This window comes from Meiothermus rufus DSM 22234 (assembly GCF_000423425.1).
Lineage (GTDB): Bacteria > Deinococcota > Deinococci > Deinococcales > Thermaceae > Meiothermus > Meiothermus rufus.
Map to the genome: position 1 here is coordinate 52,398 of NZ_AUHY01000008.1, position 20,954 is coordinate 73,351.

Sequence of the window (20,954 nt, forward strand, 5' to 3'; positions counted from 1 at the left end):
CCGAATTAACAAGAAATTACAGCGTAATCTAACGTTACAGCCTGCCTAAGACTAAGATGATCCCATGCAGATTACCTCAACTGCCAACCCCCGCGTCAAGGCGGCGGCCAGCCTCAAGGAGCGCAAAGGTCGGGAGCAGGCGGGGCGTTTTCTAATTGAAGGGGCAAGGGAGATAGAGCGGGCCTTGGTGGCAGGCCTCGAGATAGTGGAGGTTTTCTGCAGCGAGCGCCTTGACCCAGACGAAGCACGCGTGGTGGTGAAGCTGGGCAGGCTCGAGCGCCTGCAGATCGTCGAGGTTTCTGAGCCGGTACTCAAAAAGCTCAGCAGCCGCGAGAATCCGGCGGGGGTCGTGGCGGTGGCCAGAATGCCCAAACCTTCCCTGCGGGATTTCGTACCCCCCCATAACGCCTTGTTGCTGGTCTCGGTGGGGCTGGAAAAACCCGGTAACCTGGGGGCTTTGTTGCGCTCGGCGGACGCAGCCGGGGCCCACGCGGTGCTGGTGGCGGGGGGGGTAGACCTTTACAGCCCGCAGGTCATTCGCAACTCCACAGGAACGCTCTTTTCCCTACCGGTTTTCGCCGCCTCGGAACAGGAGGTGCTGGACTGGTTGGCCCACCACCAACTCCCCCTGGTCGCCACCACCCCTCACGCCGACACCCTCTACTGGGAGGTGAACCTGCGGGGGCCGGTGGCCGTTGTTTTGGGGCCCGAGCACACCGGGCTGAACGAGCGGTGGCTGGGCAAGGCCAGCCAGAAGGCCAGGATTCCCATGCAGGGCCAGGCCGATAGCCTTAACGTGGCGGTGACCGCAGCCCTGATGCTGTTCGAGGCCCTGCGGCAGCGCCGCTTTCCCAACACTGGGGGACAGACTTGACACATAAAGACTCAACTGTCTTAGGTCTTGTGCCCTAGCCCTCTTGACATTCTCATGGATAGGTCGGAATAATATAAAGCCGGGTTGACACTCTAAACCCAAGACTGTCAAAAGCAGGCACAAGGAGGATCGAAAATGGCTACAGCAACTGTGCTCCGACCCCTAGGCGACCGTGTGGTGGTCAAGCGCATTGAAGAAGAGCCCAAGACCAAAGGGGGCATCGTGCTGCCCGACACCGCCAAGGAGAAGCCCCAAAAGGGCAAGGTGATCGCTGTAGGCAGCGGGCGGATTCTGGACAACGGCACTAAGGTACCCCTCGAGGTCAAGGAGGGCGATACCGTGGTGTTCGCCAAGTACGGTGGTACTGAGATTGAGATCGACGGCGAGGAGTACATCATCCTCTCCGAGCGCGATCTGCTGGCTGTGCTGTAAGCGCGTTGTTTTGCACGGAGGAGTTGAACTATGGCAAAAATGCTGGTTTTCGATGAAGCAGCTCGTCGCAGCCTAGAGCGCGGCATGAACGCTGTGGCCAATGCGGTCAAGGTGACCCTGGGGCCCCGCGGGCGCAACGTAGTTCTGGAGAAGAAGTTTGGTAGCCCCACCATCACCAAGGACGGGGTAAGCGTGGCCAAAGAGGTGGAGCTAGAAGACCACCTGGAGAACATCGGCGCCAAGCTGATGATCGAGATCGCCTCCAAGACCAACGACATCACCGGTGACGGCACCACCACCGCTACGGTGCTGGGTCAGGCCATCGTACGCGAGGGCCTGCGTAACGTGGCTGCCGGGGCCAACCCCCTGGCCCTCAAGCGGGGTATCGAGAAGGCTGTGGAGGTGGCGGTCAAGGGCATCCAAGAGCTGGCCGTTCCGGTCAACGACCGCAAGGCCATCTTCGAGGTGGCCAGCGTCTCGGCCAACAACGACGAGGAGATCGGCAACCTGATTGCCGATGCCATGGAGAAGGTGGGCCGTGAGGGGGTCATCACCGTTGAGGAGTCCAAGAGCCTCGAGACCGAGCTCAACTTCGTGGAGGGGTACCAGTTTGACAAGGGCTACATCTCGCCCTACTTCGTCAACAACCCCGACACCATGGAGGCCCAGCTCGACGACCCCTATATCCTGATCACCGAGAAGAAAATCTCCAACGTGCGCGAGCTTCTGCCGGTGCTCGAGCAGGTGGCCCAGACCGGTAAGCCCCTCTTGATCATCGCTGAGGATGTGGAAGGCGAGGCTCTGGCTACCCTGGTGGTCAACCGCTTGCGCGGCACCCTGAACATCGCCGCGGTCAAGGCTCCGGGCTTCGGTGATCGCCGCAAGGAGATGCTCAAGGACCTGGCGGCCATTACCGGTGGCACTGTGATCAGCGAGGAGCTGGGCTTCAAGCTGGAGAATGCCACCCTCTCCATGCTGGGCCGCGCCGAGCGGGTGCGCATCAGCAAGGATGAGACCACCGTGGTGGGCGGTAAGGGTAAGAAGGAAGACATCGAAGCCCGCATCAACGGCATTAAGAAGGAGCTCGAGACCACCGACAGCGAGTACGCCAAGGAGAAGCTGCAAGAGCGCCTGGCCAAGCTGGCCGGTGGGGTGGCGGTGATCCGGGTGGGCGCCGCGACCGAGACCGAGCTCAAGGAGAAGAAGCACCGCTACGAGGACGCCCTCTCCACTGCCCGCGCTGCGGTAGAGGAAGGCATTGTGCCAGGGGGTGGGGTGGCCCTGCTGCGCGCTGTGCCGGCCATTAAGAACCTCATCAAGGAGCTTGAAGGCGACGAGGCTACCGGGGCCAAGATCGTGCTGCGGGCCATCGAGGAGCCGGCCCGTCAGATCGCGGCCAACGCCGGCTATGAGGGCAGCGTAGTGGTCAACAACATCCTCAACAAGAAGGAGAAGAACTACGGCTTCAACGCTGCTACCGGTGAGTACGGCGACATGATGGAGTGGGGCATTGTCGACCCGGCCAAGGTCACCCGCACCGCCTTGCAGAACGCGGCCTCCATCGGCTCGCTGATTCTCATGACCGAGGCTGTGGTGGCCGAGAAGCCCGAGGAGAAGAAAGCCCCCGCGGCGCCGGCCAGCAGCGGTGGCGACATGGACTTCTAAGCAGCCTATTAGGAAACCAGCCGCTAGAGCGGCTGGTTTTTGCTTTTCTAGTGAAGCTGGGCTTCCCAGTCGGCCAGGGCCTGCAGGGCAGGCTGCAGGGCCCGGCCCCGGGGGGTTAGGGCGTAGTCTACCCGGGGGGGCACTTCCTTATACTCGGTTCGCTTGATCAGGCCGAATTCCTCGAGTTCTTTGAGCCGCAGCGAAAGGGTTCGGGGGGGCAGCGCCGTGGTCTGCTGCAAGACCCCAAAGCGCCGGGGGCCTTCTTGTAAGGCGCGCAGGATAGCGTAGACGCCGCTCTGGCCCAGCAACTCGAGTAAAACCTCGAGGGGCTTTTCGCTGAAGCTGGTCATACCTGAAGCATAGCCAGCCTGGCTTTGGGCTAGGTATACCCCCGCTACAAAGCGACCATATGGTTGTTTTGGAAATAGCTCCAGAAAGCCGCTTTATGTTGGGCTGGGAGCGGGCAGATACTGCCGGCTCCAACGGTCAATGGCCTCGATGACCGTCTGCAAGGCCTGCCCAGCCTCGGTGAGCGCGTAGCTGGTCCGGGGGGGCATGGTGGAATGCACGGTCTTGGAAACAATGCCCAAAAGCTCGAGCTTCTCCACCCGCTGGGCCAGGGTGGCCGGGTTGCAGCCGCCTACTGCCCGGGCCAGTTCGTTGAAACCCTTGGGGCCATCCAGCAGGGCGCGAATGATGTGTAACGTCCATTTTTCCTGCAACACATTGATCGCCTCGTAGACCGGGCAGAAGCTGTGGTCTACCTCGAGGGGGTGGGCGCTTTTGGCCATACCATTTCCAGGTTAGCACATTTTTGCTTTCCTTGCTCAAACGCTTGACATATTATATCGCTATTTTATATGATGCACTTGCCGGAATAAAATACTTATCTCGGCATCAAGGAGGAAAGCGAATGAAGTGGAACCTGGACAGTAGCCATACCAGTGTGGCCTTTGTGGTTAAGCACATGGGGCTTTTCAACGCTCGAGGCCAGTTCAAGAAAATCTCTGGTACCTTGGAGGCCGATGCCCAGGGGGTGCCCAGCCGGATTGAAGCGGTCATCGATGCGGCCAGCATCGAGACCGGCGAGGCCCAGCGCGATGCCCATCTGCGCTCTTCCGACTTCCTGGAGGTGGAAAAATACCCAGAGATTCGCTTTGTAAGCACCCAGATCGAGCCTCTGGGGGGCAACCGCTATCGGATTCAGGGTGACCTGACCATCCGCGGGGTGACCAAGCCGGTGGTGCTCGAGGCTGAACTGAGCCCGCCCATCAAAGACCCCTGGGGGCTGACCCGCACCGGGGCCACCGCAAGCGGGGTGCTTAACCGCAAGGACTGGGGCCTGACCTGGAACCAGGTGCTAGAGTTTGGAGCGCTCTTGGTGGGGGAGGAGGTTCGCTTCAATATCGAGGTGGAAGCCGTGGCTGCCCCGGAAGCCGCTACTGCCTAGCCTGCTTCCGCTTGGTGGGGCGGTTTTCTGCTGAAAAACCCGATAAGCCACCGCACAAACCTGCTCAAGGGCCCCTTGCGGGCCCTTTGTTCTGCTGATCGCGTGGCCTCTTTGGGGCCTACGTCGTGCCCGATGGCCTGGGACAGGTAGTAGCGGTGGTCGGAAATCCATAGGTACAAGTCGGCCTCGGTGCGGCCGGGGAAGTGCTGCAGAATGCCGCTTTGGCGAATCTCCTGTATGGTGGGTTGGTAGAGCCGGTCGTACCAGTCCGCTACGGCCTCTTCCCAGCTAACGGCGCGTTTTTGCTCGAGGCCCATGAAGTACTGGTGGGTGCGAATATGGTCGAGTAGGACGTCGTAACGGCCCGGCTTGCTAAACAGGATAGGCTCGTGGTTGGGGCGTAGTTGGGGTAGCTTGCTTTGCTCGAGGAACTGGGCGTACTCTCCCTTCAGGATGAGGTCTTTTAAGGTGTCATCCGGCTCGAGGTCTACCGGTACGTCCAGCTCGATGACATAGGCGTCAATGAAGCGTTGACCCAGGGCCTTGGCCAAGGCGGTGCGGTGGTTGCCATCTTTGACGAAGTAGACCTCGCCTACCTTGTATACCTCGATGGGGGGAAACTCGGTGCCCTCGAGCTGGGCCTGGCGCAGGCGGGCCCAGCGGTCTAGGGTGTGGGGTTCTTTGGGCATGAACCCGGCGTCGAAGTCGCTGTAGCGGTCCACTGAGCCGATGATTTTGTCCACTTCGATGGTCTGCAGCCCTTTGTAAGACTCCCCTTTGGGCCGTAGCCTGGCTACGGCGCTATAGGGCAGTAAGTCGTTGGGCTGGCCGCGTAGGCGCCGCAGAAAATCGTGCACCAGCACCCGGCGCGACAGCGCCTCGGCTTCCAACTGGGCTTGGCGCTCTAATTCCATAAGGTTCCCCTTAGTCTATTCGCTTTCTGGATGGGCCAGGGGTTAGCAGCGAGGCCGGCTTGTGGGGGGGCTGGGTTGAGCCTGCAACCCAAGCCGAGTATAGCTGGGTTGTGTTGAGAAATCATCTGCCCTCATGGAGCGGGGCTAAGATGCATGGCGGGATGCGCGGGTTTGTGCTGGGGTGGCTATGCTTGGCCTCGTTGACATGGGGCTATCCCCAGGGGCTTTTGTACATCCCCCTCGACGACCGGCCCCCTAACTGGTCGCCCTGTACCTGGGGGCTGGTGCACTGTCCCCCTCGAGGGCTTTATCAAGGGCGCGCTGGGGTTAGCCCCCAGGCCCTTTCGAGCTGGCTGTTGGCCCAAAGGGGGCCCACTTTGGTAGCCAGCCTGGACGCTTTGGTTTATGGCGGGTTAGTGCAAAGCCGCACTGCAGCGCTACCCTTGGAAGAGGCCCTAAGCCGCCTAGAGGTTCTGGCGCATTGGCAGGCCCACAGCGGTGGGCAGGTGCTGGCCTTTGGGGTTATCCCCCGTCATCCCGACGCTATCCACCGCCAGCGCAACCTGGCTTTGCTGCGCCGCCTGGGGGAGGGGTTGGGCTTGGCCTACCTCGAGGCTCCCTGGGACGATGCCCTGCCGGGTTCACCGGCGGTAGCCGAGGCTGCCACCCTGCCCTTGCCCACGCGTCCTGGGGCCGACGAGGCCGGGCAGGTGCTGTTGTTGCGGGCGTTGAACCCGGGGTTGCGGGTGCAGGTGCTCTACGACCAGCCCCAGGTGGTTGAGCAGGTGACCCGCTACGAGGGGATTCCCCTAAGGGAAACCGTGGATCGCCTGCTGGCCTCGGCAAAAGCGGTGGCCGTGGAAGAGCGGCCCGACCTGGTGCTGGTGGTTTATACCGGCGGCGATCCCCGCCAGGGGGTGTTGAGCGTGCTGCGTGGCCTGCGCCAGGCCCCGGTGGCCCTGGCCGATATCGCCCGGGTCAACCGGGGGGATGCCCCCTTGGTGCGGTACTTGATGGCCCTGGGCCTTTACCGCGAGCTGGCGGCCTACGCGGCTTGGGGTACTCCAGGCAACAATCTGGGCGCAGCTTTAGCCCAGGGAGGGTTGTTCTCGGCCCCGACCTGCCAACGAGCGGGCAATACCGCTGTGGCCTGCGAAGCCTGGCGTACCCGCGCCTTGGCCCAAGCCTACCTCGAGTACCTTTGGGGAGAGGTGGGACGTCCCTGGGTGCGGGCTCGTTTCCCCGAGCCGCTGACCGAGGAAGCCGCCCGCTATGTTCTGGAGCGCTTACAATCTGAACCCACGCCACACTTGGGCCTAGGCCAGCTTCGGCTGGTGGGCCTACAATTCCCTTGGCAACGCAGTTTTGAAGCGGAGTGGCAGTACAGGTTGGAACAAACCTCGCCACCGCGGCCATAGCGGGGCCAAAAAGGCCTGGGCGGAGCGTAGACTTCTTTTTATCTGAATGACTATGGCCGGGGCTTGGGTTTATAGTTGTGATGGCGGTACTTCCCAAAGCCTGGCTAGACCCTAATCTTTAGGCAGTGATGAGCGCTTCTTACCAAGGCCTGCTGGCCCTTTTGCGCGAACTGGTCGCCAGTGCCGACCTTTCTTCCCTATTGACAGCGGTGCTCGAGGGGGCCTTGCGCTTGATTCCTGGCGCCCAGGCGGGCTCGGCCTTGGTGCGCGAGGGAGAGGCCTACCGCTTCGTGGCTATGCGGGGCCATAATATCCCCCTGCCCAGCTATCCCCTTAGCCTGGAAGATGAGCTGCGCTGGTATGGGGGCAGCCTGCAGCAGGCTTTGCAAGCCCAGCCCATCATCAGCCGGGTTCAGGCGGAGCGCAGTGGCCTGTCGGCTGAGGATCGGCAGACCCTGCACCCTATCTACTGGACTTTGAGCCTGCCGATTCCTTTGGCTCATCGGGTGGAGGCCTGGCTTTGTCTGGACCGCCTCGAGCCCACCCCCTACCCCCCCGAGGCCTTGCCGCTGGCCCAGGAGCTGGGCAAAAGCCTGGGGGTGGTTCTTTTGGCCCTGAAGGAGCGGGAAAATACCCAGGCCCGCCTCGAGCGCGAGGAGCGCTTGGCGCGGGTGTTGGCAGTGCTCTCCACCTTTCATCGGGCCGACCTATTGTGGCAGGCTTTGCCCCACCTGATTCTGGAGATGGTGGGGCGGCAGCGGGCGGTGGCCTTGCGGCGGGTGGAGGATGGCCTCGAGGTCTGCGCCGCCGTAAACTGGGACGAGTCTTTAGGCCAGCGGGTTCCCCCGGGCAAAGGCCTCTCCTGGCTTGCCTTGGAGGAGCGGCGGGTACAGATCGTGCCCCTAGAGCACCCCCAGCTTTACCGCCCCCGGGAGGGACGGGGCCGCTTCGCTGCTTTTGTACCCATTCTCGATGCACACAACCAGCCAGCCGGGGTAGTGGTCGCCTACGGAGATACCCCCTTCGACCCCGAGGATGGGGCCGTGTTGGAGTCCTTTGGCCGGGGGGTGGGGCAGGCGCTGGCCCGTTTGGAGGCCCAGGCGGCCCAGGCGCGGGAGCTGGCCCGCCTGCAGGCCCTGGCCCAGCTCAGCCAGCGCCTAACCGAGGCCCAGAGCACCGGGGAGCTTTTGCAACACGTGGTGCGGGAGGCCTTGGCCCAGACCGGGGCCTCGAGCAGCCTGGTTTCGCTGTACCGCCCTCAGGAGGATGTGCTCGAGGTGGTGGCGGCTGCGGGCTATGCCGCCGAGCGAGCCGCTGGCACCCGGCATCCGCGCGGCCAGGGGCTGGCCTGGCGGGTGTTGGAAAAGCGCAGCCCGCTGTACCTGCCCGATGCCTCCGCCGAACCCAGCGCACGCTTCTTGTCGGGGCAGCGAAGCAAGGCCGCTTACCTGGGGGTGCCGCTGGGCGACCCCGAGGGGCGGATCGTGGGGGTGCTCTCGGTGGATACAGCCGGGACGGGGGGGGTGTTGCGGCCCCAGGACCGGTACGCCTTGGAAGCCTTAGCCCGGGTGGCCGGGGTGCTGCTCTCCCGTTTGCAGGCCCTCGAGCAGGCATACCGGCAGGCCAACAACTACCAGGCCCTGGTGCAGATGTCCAGCGACCTAGAACTGCTCGACGACCCTCAGCCGATGGCCCAGCGGGCCCTGGTGGCCCTGTTGGGGCTCAGCGGGTTGCACGCCGGGGGGGTGTACCGCTTCCAGCCGGCGATGGAGGACCCTCAGCGCGGCCAGGCCCAGCTTCAGGTATGGCATGGGCGGCCTGAATTGAACACCCTAGATGAGCTGGTTCAACACTTTCGTACGCTGCCGGTTTATCTGGAAAGGGAGGATAGCCTTTTGGGCCGGGCTTTGAAGACGGGCCAGACCCAGTTTTTGCCGGACTACCAGGCCTGGGAGATGGGGTTTGGCGCGCTCAAGGAGCAAGGGTTGCGGACACTGGTGGTGACCCCATTGCGGGTGAGGAACCAGCCCTATGGGGCGCTGGTGCTGGTTAGTCTTCAGCAAGAGGTGGGGCTTTCACAGGAAAACCTGGCCCTGGTTGAGGCGGTGGCGCGGCGGCTGGAGCGAGCCTGGGAGCGGGGGCTGCACCTGGAGGAAATCGCCCGCACCCGCGAGGATGCCTTGCGGGCTTTGGGCCTGGGGCTGGAGCTGCGTGACCTCGAGACCAAGGGGCATACCGACCGGGTGGTGCTCCTGACCGAGGCCCTGGGAAGGCGCGTCGGCTTTGCCGACCTGGAGGGGCTGCGCTTGGGGGCTTATCTGCACGACTTAGGTAAGCTGGCCATTCCCGATGCCATCCTGCTCAAACCAGGCACCCTTACCGATGCCGAGTGGCGCATCATCCAGAGCCACTGCGATATTGGTTTCGGTATGCTGGAAAACCTGGGTTTTTTATCCCAGACAGCGCGCAACATCGTGCGTTACCACCATGAGCGCATCGATGGCTCGGGCTACCCCTTCGGCTTGCGGCAGGAGGAGATTCCCCTCGAGGCTCGGCTCTTTGCCGTGGTGGATGTCTACGATGCGTTGCTGCATTCACGCCCTTACAAAGCCGCCTGGAGCCAGGAAGAAGCCCTACGCGAGCTGCGCCGGCAGGCCGGGCGTACCCTGGATGCTGGCTTGGTAGAGGCCTTCGTTGCCCTAATCGAACGGGTTCCCTCGCAAGAAGGCACAGACTAGGCCATCTTGGGGAGCCCTGCCAGGGTTCCCACCGCGACTTCGCCATGGTAGGTGGTAAACCCCCTGCGGGGTGCTATACTTTGTCGGTTGACGCGGCTTTGCTGCGCGGCATAGGAGGAGCAAGTTGCGACGACTGGTAACTTCGGAATCGGTAACCGAGGGGCACCCCGACAAGCTGGCTGACCGCATCTCCGATGCGGTGCTGGATGCCATTCTGGCCAAGGACCCTGCCGCCCGGGTGGCCTGCGAGACCCTGGTCACCACGGGGCTGGTGATGGTAGCCGGGGAGATTAGCACCGAAAGCTACGTGGACATTCCCCGCATCGTGCGCCAGACCGTACTCGAGGTGGGCTATACCCGGGCCAAATACGGTTTCGACGGCGACACCTGCGCGGTGCTTACGGCGATAGATGAGCAGTCGCCGGACATTGCCGGAGGGGTCAACCAGTCTTGGGAGTGCCGGGTGCTGGGCTCGAGCGACCCCTTCGATGTGCTGGGTGCTGGCGACCAGGGCCTGATGTTCGGCTACGCCACCGACGAGACCCCTGAGCTGATGCCCCTGCCGATCTCCTTAGCCCACCGCCTGACCCGCCGCCTGGCCGAGGCCCGCAAAACGGGTGAGATTCCCTACCTGCGCCCCGACGGCAAGGCCCAGGTGACCGTGGTTTATGAAGGCCAGAAGCCCCTCTACGTGGGCACCGCCCTGGTCTCCACCCAGCACTCCGAGGATGTCGAGCCCGACCAGATCGAACACGACATCCGCACCAAGGTTATCCAGCGGGCTATCCCGGAGGCGTACCTGAGCAAGGAAACCCTCTATCTGGTCAATCCCTCGGGCAAGTTCGTGATTGGGGGCCCCCACGGCGATACCGGCCTCACCGGGCGCAAGATTATTGTGGATACCTATGGTGGGGCGGTACCCCATGGGGGCGGGGCCTTTAGCGGTAAAGACCCTACCAAGGTGGATCGCTCAGCGGCCTACTACGCTCGCTACATCGCTAAGAACATCGTGGCTGCAGGGCTGGCCCGGCGGGCTTTGGTGGAGCTGGCCTATGCCATCGGCAAGGCTCGCCCAGTGGGGATGCGCGTCGAGACTTACGGCACCGGTACGGTTCCCGACGAGCGGCTGACCGAGGTGGTGCAGAAGGTCTTTGATGCCCGCCCCAAGGCCATCATTGAAAACCTTAAGCTACAGCGCCCCATCTACACCGCCACCTCGGCCTACGGCCACTTTGGGCGGGAGGGCTTCCCCTGGGAGAAGACCGATAAGGTAGAGGAGCTGCGCTGGCTGGTCTAGCCCACAAGCGTGGTGAGGGGCGGCAGGGGCCGTCCCTCTATTGTTGACCCCACTTTTTGTATACTGTATACATATGGCCGGTTTCCAGCGACCCCACTCGGTACGGGAGGCGGCCTATGCCCACCTGCGGGGTTCCATCCTGGCGGGGGTGCTCCCTCCGGGTACGCGCATCTTTGAGCTGAGCCTGGCCCAGGAGCTGGGCATCAGCCGTACTCCCGTGCGAGAGGCCTTGCAGCGATTGTCGCAGGAGGGGCTGGTGGAGCTTCTGCCGGGCCGGGGGGCTAGGGTGCGGGTTCTTTCGCCAGAGGAGGTGCGGGAGGTCTACGACGTGCGGGCCATGCTAGAGGGGGAAGCGGCGTTTTTGGCGGCGCAAAATGCCACCCAAGAGGAGCTGGACACCTTAGAAGCGCTCTTGCGCACCCTGGATAGCCTGCCAGCGGAGGACTACACCCGGCAGATGCAAACCGACTTCGACTTCCACACCGCTTTGGTGGTGGCAGCCCACAACAAGACCCTGGCCCGCATCTACGCCGATTTGCGCTCGAGCCTAACCTTGGTTCGCTCAATCCAGCGCACCCTTTCCCAGCACCCCAAGACCCGCGAGCAGCACCAGGCCATCTTAGAGGCGCTCAGAGCCCGTAGCCCAGAGAAAGCCGCCCAGGCAGCCCGGGCCCATGTGGGCTATTTCCGCGACCTGGTGCTGCAAAGCCTGAAGGAGCAAGCATGGACTTGAACCACACCTACCGTTCGTTTGTGCTGGCGGTGGCCCGGAATCCCCAGGTGCGTCACCTGGTGCAAAGCCGAGGGCAAAACTTGGCCCGCCGCTTCGTTGCGGGCGATACCCTAGAGGAAGCTTTGCAGGCGCTCGAGGCCCTCGAGCGCCACCGGGTGCACGCCATTCTGGACCTCTTGGGCGAGATGGTGACCTCAGAGGAGGCGGCCTGCCGCTTCAAGGAAGAAATTGTGCGCCTTATTCAAGCTGTAGGCAGCCGACCTTACCCGCGCTATGTCTCGCTCAAGCTGACCCAGCTAGGCCTGGACCTTTCCCCAGACCTGGCGTTTTCTTTGATGACGGAGATTTTGACCGAGGCACAAAAGGCGGACTGCTTTGTGCGCATCGACATGGAGGATAGCCCCCGGATAGAGGCCACCCTGGAGGTCTACCACCGGCTTCGCCAGGCGGGTTTCACCCATACCGGGGTAGTGCTGCAGAGCTATCTCAAGCGCAGCGAGCAGGACTTAGAACGCCTATTGCCGTTCAAAACCCCAGTGCGCATTGTGAAGGGGGCTTACCGCGAGCCGCCCCAGGTGGCTTTTCAGGAGCGGCGCCTTATCGACGCGCAGTACCTGCTGTTGTGTAAAAAGGCCCTCGAGGGGGGGCTGTACACCGCCATCGCCACCCACGACCCTGCCCTCATCGAGGAGATGAAGCGTTGGACGGCGGAGCGGGCCATTGGGCGCGACCGCTTCGAGTTTCAGATGCTCTATGGGGTGCGCCGGGAAGAGCAGAAAAAACTGGCCGCCGAGGGCTACACCGTGCGGGCTTATGTACCCTATGGCACCGACTGGTACCCCTACTTTTCCCGCCGCATCGCCGAGCGGCCAGAAAATCTGCTGTTTGTGGTGCGCAGCCTCATCTGGGGGTAGGCATGCACTTTGGCGCAGAGCAGGTTGTTTGCGGGCTAAGGCGAGGTTGGCTTACGATACCGATGACGTCTTGGTCGAAACCATTGAACCGTCGTATCCCTAAAGCAGGTAGCAGGTTGGGCCTTTTGTAAACCGAGAAAGGAGTTATATGACCACCGAACCCTACCGTCCTGAACCCATCGAAACCTTTCAGAGCAAAGAGGCCTTTGAGGCCATGCGGCAGGCTTTGGCCGAGGTACGGGCCCAGTTTGGCCGTCACTACCCCCTCATCATCGGAGGGGAGAGGGTAGATACCAAAGAGGCCATTACCTCGACCAACCCCTCCAACCCTGCCGAGGTGGTAGGCAGTAGCGCCAAGGCCGGAATTGCCGAAGCCGATGCCGCTTTGGATGCGGCCTGGCGGGCTTTCACAACCTGGCGGGACTGGCCCCAGGAGCACCGCAGCCGGGTTCTCTTGAAGGCAGCCCAGATCATGAAGCGGCGCCAGCGTGAGCTCGAGGCCTGGTTGGTCTACGAGATCGGCAAAAACTGGACGGAGGCCGCCGCCGATGTGGCCGAGGCCATTGATTTCACCCGCTACTACGCCCTTTCGGCCCTCAAGTATAAGGATGGGGCCCCGGTGGTGCCCTACCCTGGCGAGGATAACGAGGCCTTTTACATCCCCCTGGGGATGGGGGTGGTGATTGCGCCTTGGAACTTCCCCCTGGCCATCCTCACCGGCATGACCCTGGCCCCTATCGCGGTGGGCAACTGCGTGGTGGCTAAGCCCGCCGAGGATACCGTGGTGGTGGCGGCCAAGCTCTTTGAGATACTGGAGGAGGCAGGTCTACCCCCAGGGGTGGCCAACTTTCTGCCGGGGGTGGGCAGCGAGGTGGGGGCCTACCTGGTGCAGCACCCCCGCACCCGCTTTATCAACTTCACCGGCTCCCTCGAGGTAGGCCTAAAGATCAACGAGGCGGCGGCCCGGCTCTCGCCGGGGCAGGTTTGGATTAAGCGGGTCTTCTTGGAGCTGGGGGGTAAGGACGCCTTGATTGTGGATGAGACCGCCGACCTGGCCGCAGCCGCCCAGGCCACGGTGCAGAGTGCCTTTGGCTTCCAGGGGCAGAAGTGCTCGGCAGCTTCAAGGCTTATAGTGGTGGACAAGGCCTACGACCTCCTGATGGAACAGGTCTTGCACCGCACCGAGGGCCTGATTGTGGGCCCTGCTGAGGAGAACCCTGACCTGGGGCCTTTGGCCAGCGCCCAGCAGGAGCAGACCGTTCTTTCCTACATCCAGCTGGGGCAGCAGGAGGCCCGGCTCGCCCTGGGCGGGCGCAAGCTCGAGGGCGGCGGCTACTTTGTGGCCCCCACCATTTTCGAAGGGGTTCCGCCCCATGCCCGCATCGCCCAGGAGGAGATTTTCGGCCCGGTGCTCTCGGTGATCCGGGTACCGGACTTTGACGCTGCTTTGGAGGTGGCCAACGATACGCGTTATGGCCTTACCGGAGGGGTTTTCTCCCGTAAGCGCGAGCGCCTCGAGCGGGCTAGGCGCGAGTTCCATGTGGGCAACCTCTACTTCAACCGCAAGATCACCGGGGCGCTGGTGGGGGTGCAACCTTTCGGCGGTTTCAACCTTTCCGGCACCGACACCAAGGCCGGGGGGCCCGACTACCTGCTTAACTTCTTGCAGATGAAAAGCGTGACCGAGCGGTTCTAGAACTCTTGGTCCACCTCGTGCAGCCGCTTGCCCCACAGGCTTTCGGGCTGGTGGTGTTCCCGCACGATCTGGGCCACCTGGGGGTCGAGAATGCGCATGGCCCCATACTCGGGGTGGTAGCGGCGGATCTGCCAGGCTCCCAGCCAGCCTTTGTAGAGAGGCTCGATGGGCACCTCGAGGTCGAAGAGCCCGCTTAGGATGCGCTCGAGGGGTCGGTAGGGCCGCAGGGCTTTACCGCAGTCGTGCAGCAAAGCGGCCCGCACGGCAAAACCAGGGGCCTCGGGGTAGCGCTTTAGCAGTCGCTTGGCCACCTGGACGGCGTGCTCGCGGTCGCGCGGATCCATAGCCTTGTACAAATGGGCCTCCTCGAGGCTCAGTTCAGCCAGGGCCCAGGCGTCGTCGGGCTGGGCCTGGGTGGGTGCGAAGGCTTTGTAGAGTCGTTTGAGCCGAAGCCACATCACGTTGGGTCATTTATCTCCCAGGGGATAGGCCTCGAGGGCCAGCCCCTCCCCCTGCCGCACCACCCGCAGCCGCCCTCCGTTCCTCAGGCTACCGAAGAGCAGCAGGTCGGCCAGGGGTTTCTTGACCGCTTCCTGGATGAGCCGGGCCAGAGGGCGGGCGCCCATCAGGGGGTCGTAGCCCTTTTCGGCCAGCCAGTCCAGGGCCTCGGGGCTGATTTCCAACACCACCCGGCGTTCTTTGAGCTGGGCTTCCAGCTGGCGCAGGAACTTACCCACAATCTGCCGCATGACCGCAGGGGAGAGGGGGTTGAAGTGGACGATGGCATCCAGCCGGTTGCGGAACTCCGGGGTGAAGGTGCGGCGCAGGGCCTCCTCGCTGGCCTCAGCCCGGGTACCGCCCAGGAAGCCCACCCGCCGTTCGCTGGCCTCGGCGGCCCCAGCGTTGGTGGTCATAATCAGCACCACCGAGCGGAAGTCCACGCTTTTGCCGTTGTGGTCGGTGAGCCGGCCATAGTCCATCACTTGCAGCAGGATGGCGTAGAGGTCGGGGTGGGCTTTCTCGATCTCGTCCAACAGGAGCACGCAGTGCGGGTTTTGCATCACCGCATCGGTCAGCAAGCCCCCCTGATCGAAGCCCACATAGCCGGGAGGGGCCCCGATGAGCCTCGAGACCGAGTGCTTCTCCATGTACTCCGACATGTCGAAGCGCAGCAAAGGTACCCCCAGCAAGGCCGCAAGCTGGCGGGCCAGCTCGGTTTTGCCCACCCCGGTGGGGCCGGCGAAGAGATAGGCGCCGATGGGTTTGTGCGGGTCGCGCAGCCCAGCCCGGGCCAGCTTGATGGCGCTGGCGACCTCCTCTACCGCCTGATCCTGCCCGAAGACGGCCTTCTTCAGCTCTATTTCCAGATGGGCCAGCACGGCCTGGTCGTCCTTGGAAAGGCTTTGGGCCGGGATGCGGGCCAGGTGGGCTACAGTGGCCTCGATTTCGGCCACCCCAATCCGGCGCTTGCGGCGGGCCGGAGGTTGGAGGGCCTGGGCGGCTCCGGCTTCGTCCAGCACATCTAAAGCCGAGTCGGGCAGGCGCCGGTCGGTTAGGTGGCGGGTGGCTAGGGCCACCGCGCGCTTCAGGGCTGACCGGGTGTAGCGTAGGCCGTGGTGGGCCTCGAGGCGAGGCTTCAACCCCTCTAGAATCCGTACCGCCTCCTCTAAAGAAGGCTCAGGTACATCGATCTTTTGGAAGCGGCGGGCGATGGCCCGGTCTTTTTCAAAGTGCTTGTACTCAGCAAAGGTAGTGGCCCCAATGCAGCGCAGTCGCCCGGTCAGGGCCGGCTTGAGCAGGTTGGAGGCGTCCACCACCGAGCCGGTGGTGGCCCCAGCCCCCACGATGGTGTGAATCTCATCGATGAACAAAATGGCCTTGGGGTGCTCTTCCAGGGCCTTCACCACCGCTTTGAGCCGCTCCTCGAAGTCGCCCCGGTAGCGCGTACCCGCCAGCAGGGCCCCCATGTCCAGGGCGAAGACCTCGGCGCCCACAATCGGCTCGGGTAGGCCAGGGCCCGCCTCCAGTAGGCGCTGGGCTAGCCCCTCGACCAAGGCGGTCTTGCCCACCCCAGGGTCACCCACCAGAAGGGGGTTGTTTTTCTGCCGGCGCGAGAGCACCGTGAGCATGCGCTTGAGTTCGGCCTCCCGCCCGATCAAGGGGTCGAGCCGGCCCTGCCGGCCCAGGGCACTCAGGTTGGTGCAGTAGGCCTCGAGGGGGTTGGCGGCCACTCCGCTACCTTCCTCGCCGGCGGGGGCCGACGGGCTAGGTTTCGCCTGGGCGGTGCCCTGGGGCAGGGCCCCCCGGGCAATGGCCCGGGTCAGGTCCAACCGGCTTAGCCCCATCTGTTCCAGAAGGGCATAAGCCGCCGATTGCCGCTCGTCCATCAGGGCGACCAGCACATTGGCCCCGTTGGCCTGCTCGCGCCCGGCTGCGCGCATCTGCAACACGGCCCGCTGGATGACCCGCTGGAAGGCGGTGGTGGGCACTGGCTCGGCCCCGGCCACCGACTCGAACTGTCTTAGCGACTCCTCTAGCATCAGGCGCAGCACCTGTAGGTCTATGCGGTTGGCCTGGAGCACCCTTGCGGCATCCGGGTCATCGAGCAAAGCCAGGAGCAGATGCTCCAGGCCCGCGTACTCGTGACTCCGCTCGAGGGCGATTTCCAAAGCACGGCGGATGGACTGTTCCAGGCTAGGGGTCAGCGGGGTTTCCATACACCTGCCTCGAGTGTAGCAGGACGAAAAGGGCGGATTGTGCCCCTAGGCGGTGGGGCCGGTGTGGCAGCCGCAGGTGGCGCCGCGGGCTTTGGCAAAGGCCTCGCGCCCTTCGGTAAAGGAGAGGTAGGCCAGCCCCAAGGCCCCCAGGCTGTCTATGAACCAGATGCCGCTTACGCTGTAGATGAGGCTCGAGGCCAGCAGCAAGCCCGACATGTACATGCAGACCCGCGCACACTGGGCATCGGCCAGGATGGCCTCTGAGCCCAAGGCCCGCCCGGCTTTGGTTTTGTAGTGGATGAGGGCCCACATAAAGGAAAGGGAGATAACCGCGATGACCACACCCGCCACGGTGGTCTGGGGCTTGTGCTGGGTGATCAGTTGTAAAAGCCCGTGGCGGTGAGAATGCCCACCAGGGCATAAAAGCCGGTGCCGGTGATCTGCAAAGCGGTTTTTTCAAACCGCCCGGTGGGGCTTTCCGGGTGCCGCCAGATGCGCCGCACCATGGCTAGAATCCCCAGGCCGGAGATCATCTCGATGAAGCTGTCCAGGCCAAAGCCAAATAGGGTAAGTGACTCGTCGGCCAGACCAAAGCCGACCGAGACCAGGCCCTCGAGCAGGTTGTAGGCGATGGTCAGAAGGGCTAGAAGGTAGGCCAGCCGGTACCAGCGCTGGGTTTGCCAGTGGAGCAACATGGCCCCAGGCTACCGCCTGCTAGAGTGGTGGTTTGTACGCCTGGCACCTTGGATACTGCGAAGTCAGAATCAGCCCTTACTCGGGCTCGAGGGTGCACTGCAGGGGGTAGCCCTGGGCGCTGGCGGCCCGCATGACCTGGTTGACCTTGGTTTCGGCAATCTCGAAAGGATAGACCCCAGCCACCCCCACCCCGGCATGGTGCACCTGAAGCATGATGCGGGTGGCCTCGAGCTCGCTCTTTTTGAAGTAGCGCACCAGGATGTCCACCACGAAATCCATGGGGGTGTAGTCGTCGTTGAGCAGCAGCACCTTGTACATAGGCGGGGTGCGGGTGGCCGCCTGGGTGCGGGTTTTGGTGGCACTGTCGCTCACGGTGTTTTAGTTTAGCAGACCCTAGGCCGCCTTTCCTTACTTTTGCCAGCCCGCAGGGCCGCTAGGCTCTAAGCATGCCCAACCGCCTAGCCCAAGAGAGCAGCCCATATCTGTTGCAGCACGCCCACAACCCGGTGGACTGGTACCCCTGGGGCGAGGAAGCCTTTGCTAAGGCTAGAGCCGAAAACAAGCCCATCTTTCTCTCGGTGGGGTATGCCACCTGCCACTGGTGCCACGTGATGGAACGGGAGAGCTTCCAAGACCCCGAGGTGGCCGCCTTTCTCAACGCCCACTTCGTGTCCATCAAGGTGGATCGGGAAGAGCGGCCCGACGTGGATCAGGTCTATATGGCCGCCTTGCAGGCCATGACCGGCTCGGGGGGCTGGCCTATGCACATGTTTTTGTTGCCCGACCTGCGGCCCTTTTACGGCGGAACCTACTGGCCCCCGGAGGACCGCCACGGCCTGCCCAGTTTTCGCCGGGTGTTGCTGGGGATTCACCAGGCCTGGCAGCACCAGCCCAAGGAGGTGCTGGAAAACGCCGAGCAGCTAACGGCCTACCTGCAACGCCAGCTCGAGGCACACCCCGAGGCCTTGCCCGAGGAACTACATCAGGTTGCTTTGACCGGGCTTTCCCGGGCTTTTGACCCGGTCTGGGGTGGGTTTGGTGGGGCGCCCAAGTTTCCCCAGGCCCCGGCCCTGGGCTATCTTTTGGCGCTGGCCTGGCTGGGCCAGGAGGCAGCCTGGCAGCACTTAGAGCGCACCTTGGATCGCATGGCTGAGGGCGGTATCTACGACCAGGTGGGTGGGGGCTTTCACCGCTACGCCGTGGACGGCATTTGGCGGGTGCCACACTTCGAAAAAATGCTCTACGACAACGCCCAGTTGGCCCGGGTCTATGCCGGGGCCAGCCGGCTGGCCCAGGGGGAAAGAGCCCAGCGCTACCGGCGCATCGCCCTCGAGACCCTGGACTACCTGCTACGGGAGATGCAGGGGCCGGAAGGGGGGTTCTGGTCGGCCCAGGACGCCGACGCCGAAGGGGTAGAGGGGAAGTTTTACGTCTGGCAGGAGGCCGAGCTACGCCAGGTATTGGGGTCGGAGGCTGAGGCGGCCCTCCAGCTATTCGGGGTTACGCCTGAAGGCAACTGGGAGGGCACCAACGTGTTGGAGCGCCGCCTGAGCGATGCCTTCCTGATGCAGCAGTGGGGGCTGAGCCCAGAGGCTTATCAGGCCCGGGTAGAACACCTACGTCAGCGGCTATACCAGGCCCGCTGCCAGCGCACGCCTCCTCTTACCGACGACAAGGTGCTGGCTGACTGGAACGGCTTGGCCCTGCGGGCTTTGGCCGAGGTGGGGCGCTGGCTGGGGGTGGCGGGCTACCTCGAGGCCGCCCGAAAAAATGCCGATTTCATCTGGCAACAGATGTACCACGAGGGGCTTTTGCGGCATGCCTGGCGCAACGGCCTGCTCAAGCCCCAGGCCTACCTGAGCGACCAGGCCCACTACGCTTTGGGTTTGTTGGCCCTTTTTGAGGCTACTGGGGAGATGGTCTGGCTCGAGCGGGCCCGAACGCTGGCCGAGGGCATCCTGACCCACTTCCAAGAGCCAAGCGGGGCCTTTCGTGACTCGCTGGACCAAGGCCTGCCGGTGGTGGCCCGCGATGCTTACGATGGACCCTACCCCTCGGGCAACGCCGCGGCGGCTGAGCTTCTGTTCCGCCTGGCTGGCCTTTATGCCCGCCCCGACTGGCACCAGGCGGCCTTACAGGCGGTGGCCTTTCACGCCGGACAACTCAAGCGGAGCCCCCTGGGGTTCGCCGGATTGCTGAGTGCCCACCTAATCGGCACCCAGGGAACCGACCTGGCCTTGCCAACCCCGGCGGAGGGCCTGGAGCTTTCGCGTCAATGGTTCCTGCCCCTCACCACCCTGGCCTACGGCCCCCCTGGGGCGCTACCGGTTTTAGAGGGGCGCCAGCCGGGGCGGGCCTACCTGTGCCGCCAAGGGGCTTGCCGTCTACCTGCGGAGAGCCTGGAGCAACTGCGGGCAGAGTTTAGGGCCCTATACCCGAACGGTGTGGTTTTTTGACCATTGAGCCTGGGCCCCTGGCGATAAGCTGGGCCTATGCGCGTACTGTTTGTGGGGGACGTCTTTGGCGATCCAGGGTTGCGTGCGGTGGCCCTGCACCTGCCCGACTTGCGGCCTTCCTACGACCTGATCATCGTCAATGGGGAGAATGCCCACCACGGCAAGGGGCTGTCCAAGTCGGCCTACAAAAAGCTGCGCAATGCTGGGGCCGATCTGATTACCCTGGGCAACCATGCCTTTGACCACAAGGACGTCTATGAGCTTTTGAAGACCGAGCCGATCATTCGGGCCCTGAACTACCCGCCCGGCACCCCCGGCCAGGGGCACTGGGTGTTGGAGGCTGGGGGCGAACAGCTTTTGGTGCTGCAGGTGATGGGCCAGGTGGACATGGGGCTCAACCTCTACGACCCGTTCCGCACCAGCGAGGCCTTGTTGGCGGAGGTGCCCCACGACTATGCTCTGCTCGAGGTTCATGCCGAGGCCACCAGCGAGAAGTACGCCCTGGGCTACTATCTGGGCGATAGAATCAGCGCGCTTCTGGGTACCCATACCCACGTCCAGACTGCCGATGCCGGTTTTTTGCCCAACGGGGCGGCCTTTCAGTGCGACGTGGGTATGACCGGCCCCATTCACTCGATTATTGGCGGAGAAATCGAGAGCTTTCTAGGCCGCTTCCTCACCCAGCGGCCCACCCCGTTCAAGGCCGCGGCGGGGCGGGCTATGCTCTGCGCTACCGAGCTGGTGCTGGAGAGGGGGCGCTGTATCCAGATACGGCCGTTGCGCTGGGAGGAGCCGGAGTAGTTTGACTGCTTTCCTGTACGACTTTTCCTAATAGGAGTTACGCAGTTGCAGTTGACTGGACATTCTTCTGTGTGCTAGGAGGAGAGTGCTTAGCCAAGCTTCTCCAAAGGGGGTGATGCCCATGAACCCACCGAAGTGCGATGACCTGGACTA

Annotated in this window: 20 protein-coding genes; 12 read left to right on the forward strand and 8 right to left on the reverse strand. The window is 63.4% G+C overall.

The window, feature by feature from the left end; translation table 11 throughout:
• The first annotated feature begins 64 nt into the window (after nt 1-64).
• The 3 genes from G552_RS0102220 to groL all read left to right on the forward strand — a co-directional run bounded on the left by G552_RS0102220 (nt 65) and on the right by groL (nt 2,971).
• Entirely contained in the window at nt 65-874 is an 810-nt protein-coding gene (locus tag G552_RS0102220) for a TrmH family RNA methyltransferase (protein ID WP_027881530.1), read from the forward strand.
• Between the two features lie 135 nt (nt 875-1,009).
• Complete coding sequence (gene groES / locus G552_RS0102225; RefSeq protein ID WP_027881531.1) at nt 1,010-1,306, forward strand: co-chaperone GroES; 297 nt, start codon at nt 1,010-1,012, stop codon at nt 1,304-1,306.
• A 30-nt stretch (nt 1,307-1,336) separates the two neighbouring features.
• Nucleotides 1,337-2,971 (forward strand): chaperonin GroEL, encoded by a 1,635-nt coding sequence (gene groL, locus G552_RS0102230; protein WP_027881532.1) that lies wholly within the window; start codon nt 1,337-1,339, stop codon nt 2,969-2,971.
• A gap of 47 nt (nt 2,972-3,018) precedes the next feature.
• Here groL and G552_RS0102235 read toward each other — a convergent pair whose 3' ends face one another.
• Together G552_RS0102235 and G552_RS0102240 are read right to left on the reverse strand one after the other, a co-directional pair.
• The gene (locus G552_RS0102235; RefSeq protein WP_027881533.1) at nt 3,019-3,321 is read right to left on the reverse strand and encodes a winged helix-turn-helix transcriptional regulator; all 303 of its coding nucleotides are present in this window, start codon (nt 3,319-3,321) and stop codon (nt 3,019-3,021) included.
• A gap of 93 nt (nt 3,322-3,414) precedes the next feature.
• Nucleotides 3,415-3,762, reverse strand: coding sequence for a winged helix-turn-helix transcriptional regulator (locus tag G552_RS0102240; RefSeq protein WP_027881534.1), 348 nt, complete (start codon nt 3,760-3,762; stop codon nt 3,415-3,417).
• Nucleotides 3,763-3,884: 122 nt separating this feature from the next.
• Between G552_RS0102240 and G552_RS0102245 the strand changes: the two genes are divergently transcribed.
• Nucleotides 3,885-4,421, forward strand: coding sequence for a YceI family protein (locus G552_RS0102245; RefSeq protein WP_027881535.1), 537 nt, complete (start codon nt 3,885-3,887; stop codon nt 4,419-4,421).
• Here G552_RS0102245 and G552_RS0102250 read toward each other — a convergent pair.
• Nucleotides 4,418-5,335 carry a DUF4032 domain-containing protein gene (locus G552_RS0102250; RefSeq protein WP_027881536.1) on the reverse strand — a complete coding sequence of 306 codons (918 nt, stop codon included), beginning with the start codon at nt 5,333-5,335 and terminating at the stop codon, nt 4,418-4,420. The genes G552_RS0102245 and G552_RS0102250 overlap by 4 nt on opposite strands.
• Before the next feature lie 161 nt (nt 5,336-5,496).
• Between G552_RS0102250 and G552_RS0102255 the strand changes: the two genes are divergently transcribed.
• The 6 genes from G552_RS0102255 to pruA all read left to right on the forward strand — a co-directional run bounded on the left by G552_RS0102255 (nt 5,497) and on the right by pruA (nt 14,131).
• A complete protein-coding gene (locus G552_RS0102255; RefSeq protein ID WP_027881537.1) occupies nt 5,497-6,753 on the forward strand; it encodes a DUF4127 family protein in 1,257 nt (418 codons plus the stop codon).
• Nucleotides 6,754-6,881: 128 nt separating this feature from the next.
• Nucleotides 6,882-9,491 carry a GAF domain-containing protein gene (locus G552_RS0102260; RefSeq protein WP_027881538.1) on the forward strand — a complete coding sequence of 870 codons (2,610 nt, stop codon included), beginning with the start codon at nt 6,882-6,884 and terminating at the stop codon, nt 9,489-9,491.
• Between the two features lie 124 nt (nt 9,492-9,615).
• A complete protein-coding gene (gene metK / locus G552_RS0102265) occupies nt 9,616-10,788 on the forward strand; it encodes a methionine adenosyltransferase (RefSeq protein ID WP_027881539.1) in 1,173 nt (390 codons plus the stop codon).
• A 73-nt stretch (nt 10,789-10,861) separates the two neighbouring features.
• The gene (locus G552_RS0102270; protein WP_027881540.1) at nt 10,862-11,521 is read left to right on the forward strand and encodes a GntR family transcriptional regulator; all 660 of its coding nucleotides are present in this window, start codon (nt 10,862-10,864) and stop codon (nt 11,519-11,521) included.
• Nucleotides 11,512-12,435, forward strand: a complete 924-nt coding sequence (locus G552_RS0102275) for a proline dehydrogenase (RefSeq protein WP_027881541.1) — start codon at nt 11,512-11,514, stop codon at nt 12,433-12,435. The genes G552_RS0102270 and G552_RS0102275 overlap by 10 nt, the downstream gene beginning before the upstream one ends.
• A 148-nt stretch (nt 12,436-12,583) precedes the next feature.
• The gene (gene pruA, locus G552_RS0102280) at nt 12,584-14,131 is read left to right on the forward strand and encodes an L-glutamate gamma-semialdehyde dehydrogenase (RefSeq protein ID WP_027881542.1); all 1,548 of its coding nucleotides are present in this window, start codon (nt 12,584-12,586) and stop codon (nt 14,129-14,131) included.
• On the opposite strand, the gene G552_RS0102285 is transcribed toward pruA, so the two are convergent.
• From G552_RS0102285 to clpS, 5 genes are all read right to left on the reverse strand, one after another.
• Nucleotides 14,128-14,589 carry an HD domain-containing protein gene (locus tag G552_RS0102285; RefSeq protein ID WP_027881543.1) on the reverse strand — a complete coding sequence of 154 codons (462 nt, stop codon included), beginning with the start codon at nt 14,587-14,589 and terminating at the stop codon, nt 14,128-14,130. The two genes, pruA and G552_RS0102285, sit on opposite strands and share 4 nt — an antisense overlap.
• A gap of 9 nt (nt 14,590-14,598) precedes the next feature.
• Nucleotides 14,599-16,848 carry an AAA family ATPase gene (locus tag G552_RS0102290; protein WP_027881544.1) on the reverse strand — a complete coding sequence of 750 codons (2,250 nt, stop codon included), beginning with the start codon at nt 16,846-16,848 and terminating at the stop codon, nt 14,599-14,601.
• Between the two features lie 45 nt (nt 16,849-16,893).
• Nucleotides 16,894-17,190, reverse strand: a complete 297-nt coding sequence (locus G552_RS16690; RefSeq protein ID WP_245575085.1) for a cation diffusion facilitator family transporter — start codon at nt 17,188-17,190, stop codon at nt 16,894-16,896.
• Between the two features lie 35 nt (nt 17,191-17,225).
• Nucleotides 17,226-17,543 carry a hypothetical protein gene (locus G552_RS16695; protein WP_245575086.1) on the reverse strand — a complete coding sequence of 106 codons (318 nt, stop codon included), beginning with the start codon at nt 17,541-17,543 and terminating at the stop codon, nt 17,226-17,228.
• Between the two features lie 76 nt (nt 17,544-17,619).
• On the reverse strand, nt 17,620-17,916 hold the full coding sequence (gene clpS, locus G552_RS0102300) for an ATP-dependent Clp protease adapter ClpS (protein WP_027881545.1): 297 nt from the start codon (nt 17,914-17,916) through the stop codon (nt 17,620-17,622).
• A gap of 74 nt (nt 17,917-17,990) precedes the next feature.
• Between clpS and G552_RS0102305 the strand changes: the two genes are divergently transcribed.
• Nucleotides 17,991-20,000, forward strand: a complete 2,010-nt coding sequence (locus G552_RS0102305) for a thioredoxin domain-containing protein (protein ID WP_027881546.1) — start codon at nt 17,991-17,993, stop codon at nt 19,998-20,000.
• A 36-nt stretch (nt 20,001-20,036) separates the two neighbouring features.
• Nucleotides 20,037-20,801 (forward strand): TIGR00282 family metallophosphoesterase, encoded by a 765-nt coding sequence (locus tag G552_RS0102310; protein WP_027881547.1) that lies wholly within the window; start codon nt 20,037-20,039, stop codon nt 20,799-20,801.
• Nucleotides 20,802-20,954 lie beyond the last annotated feature (153 nt).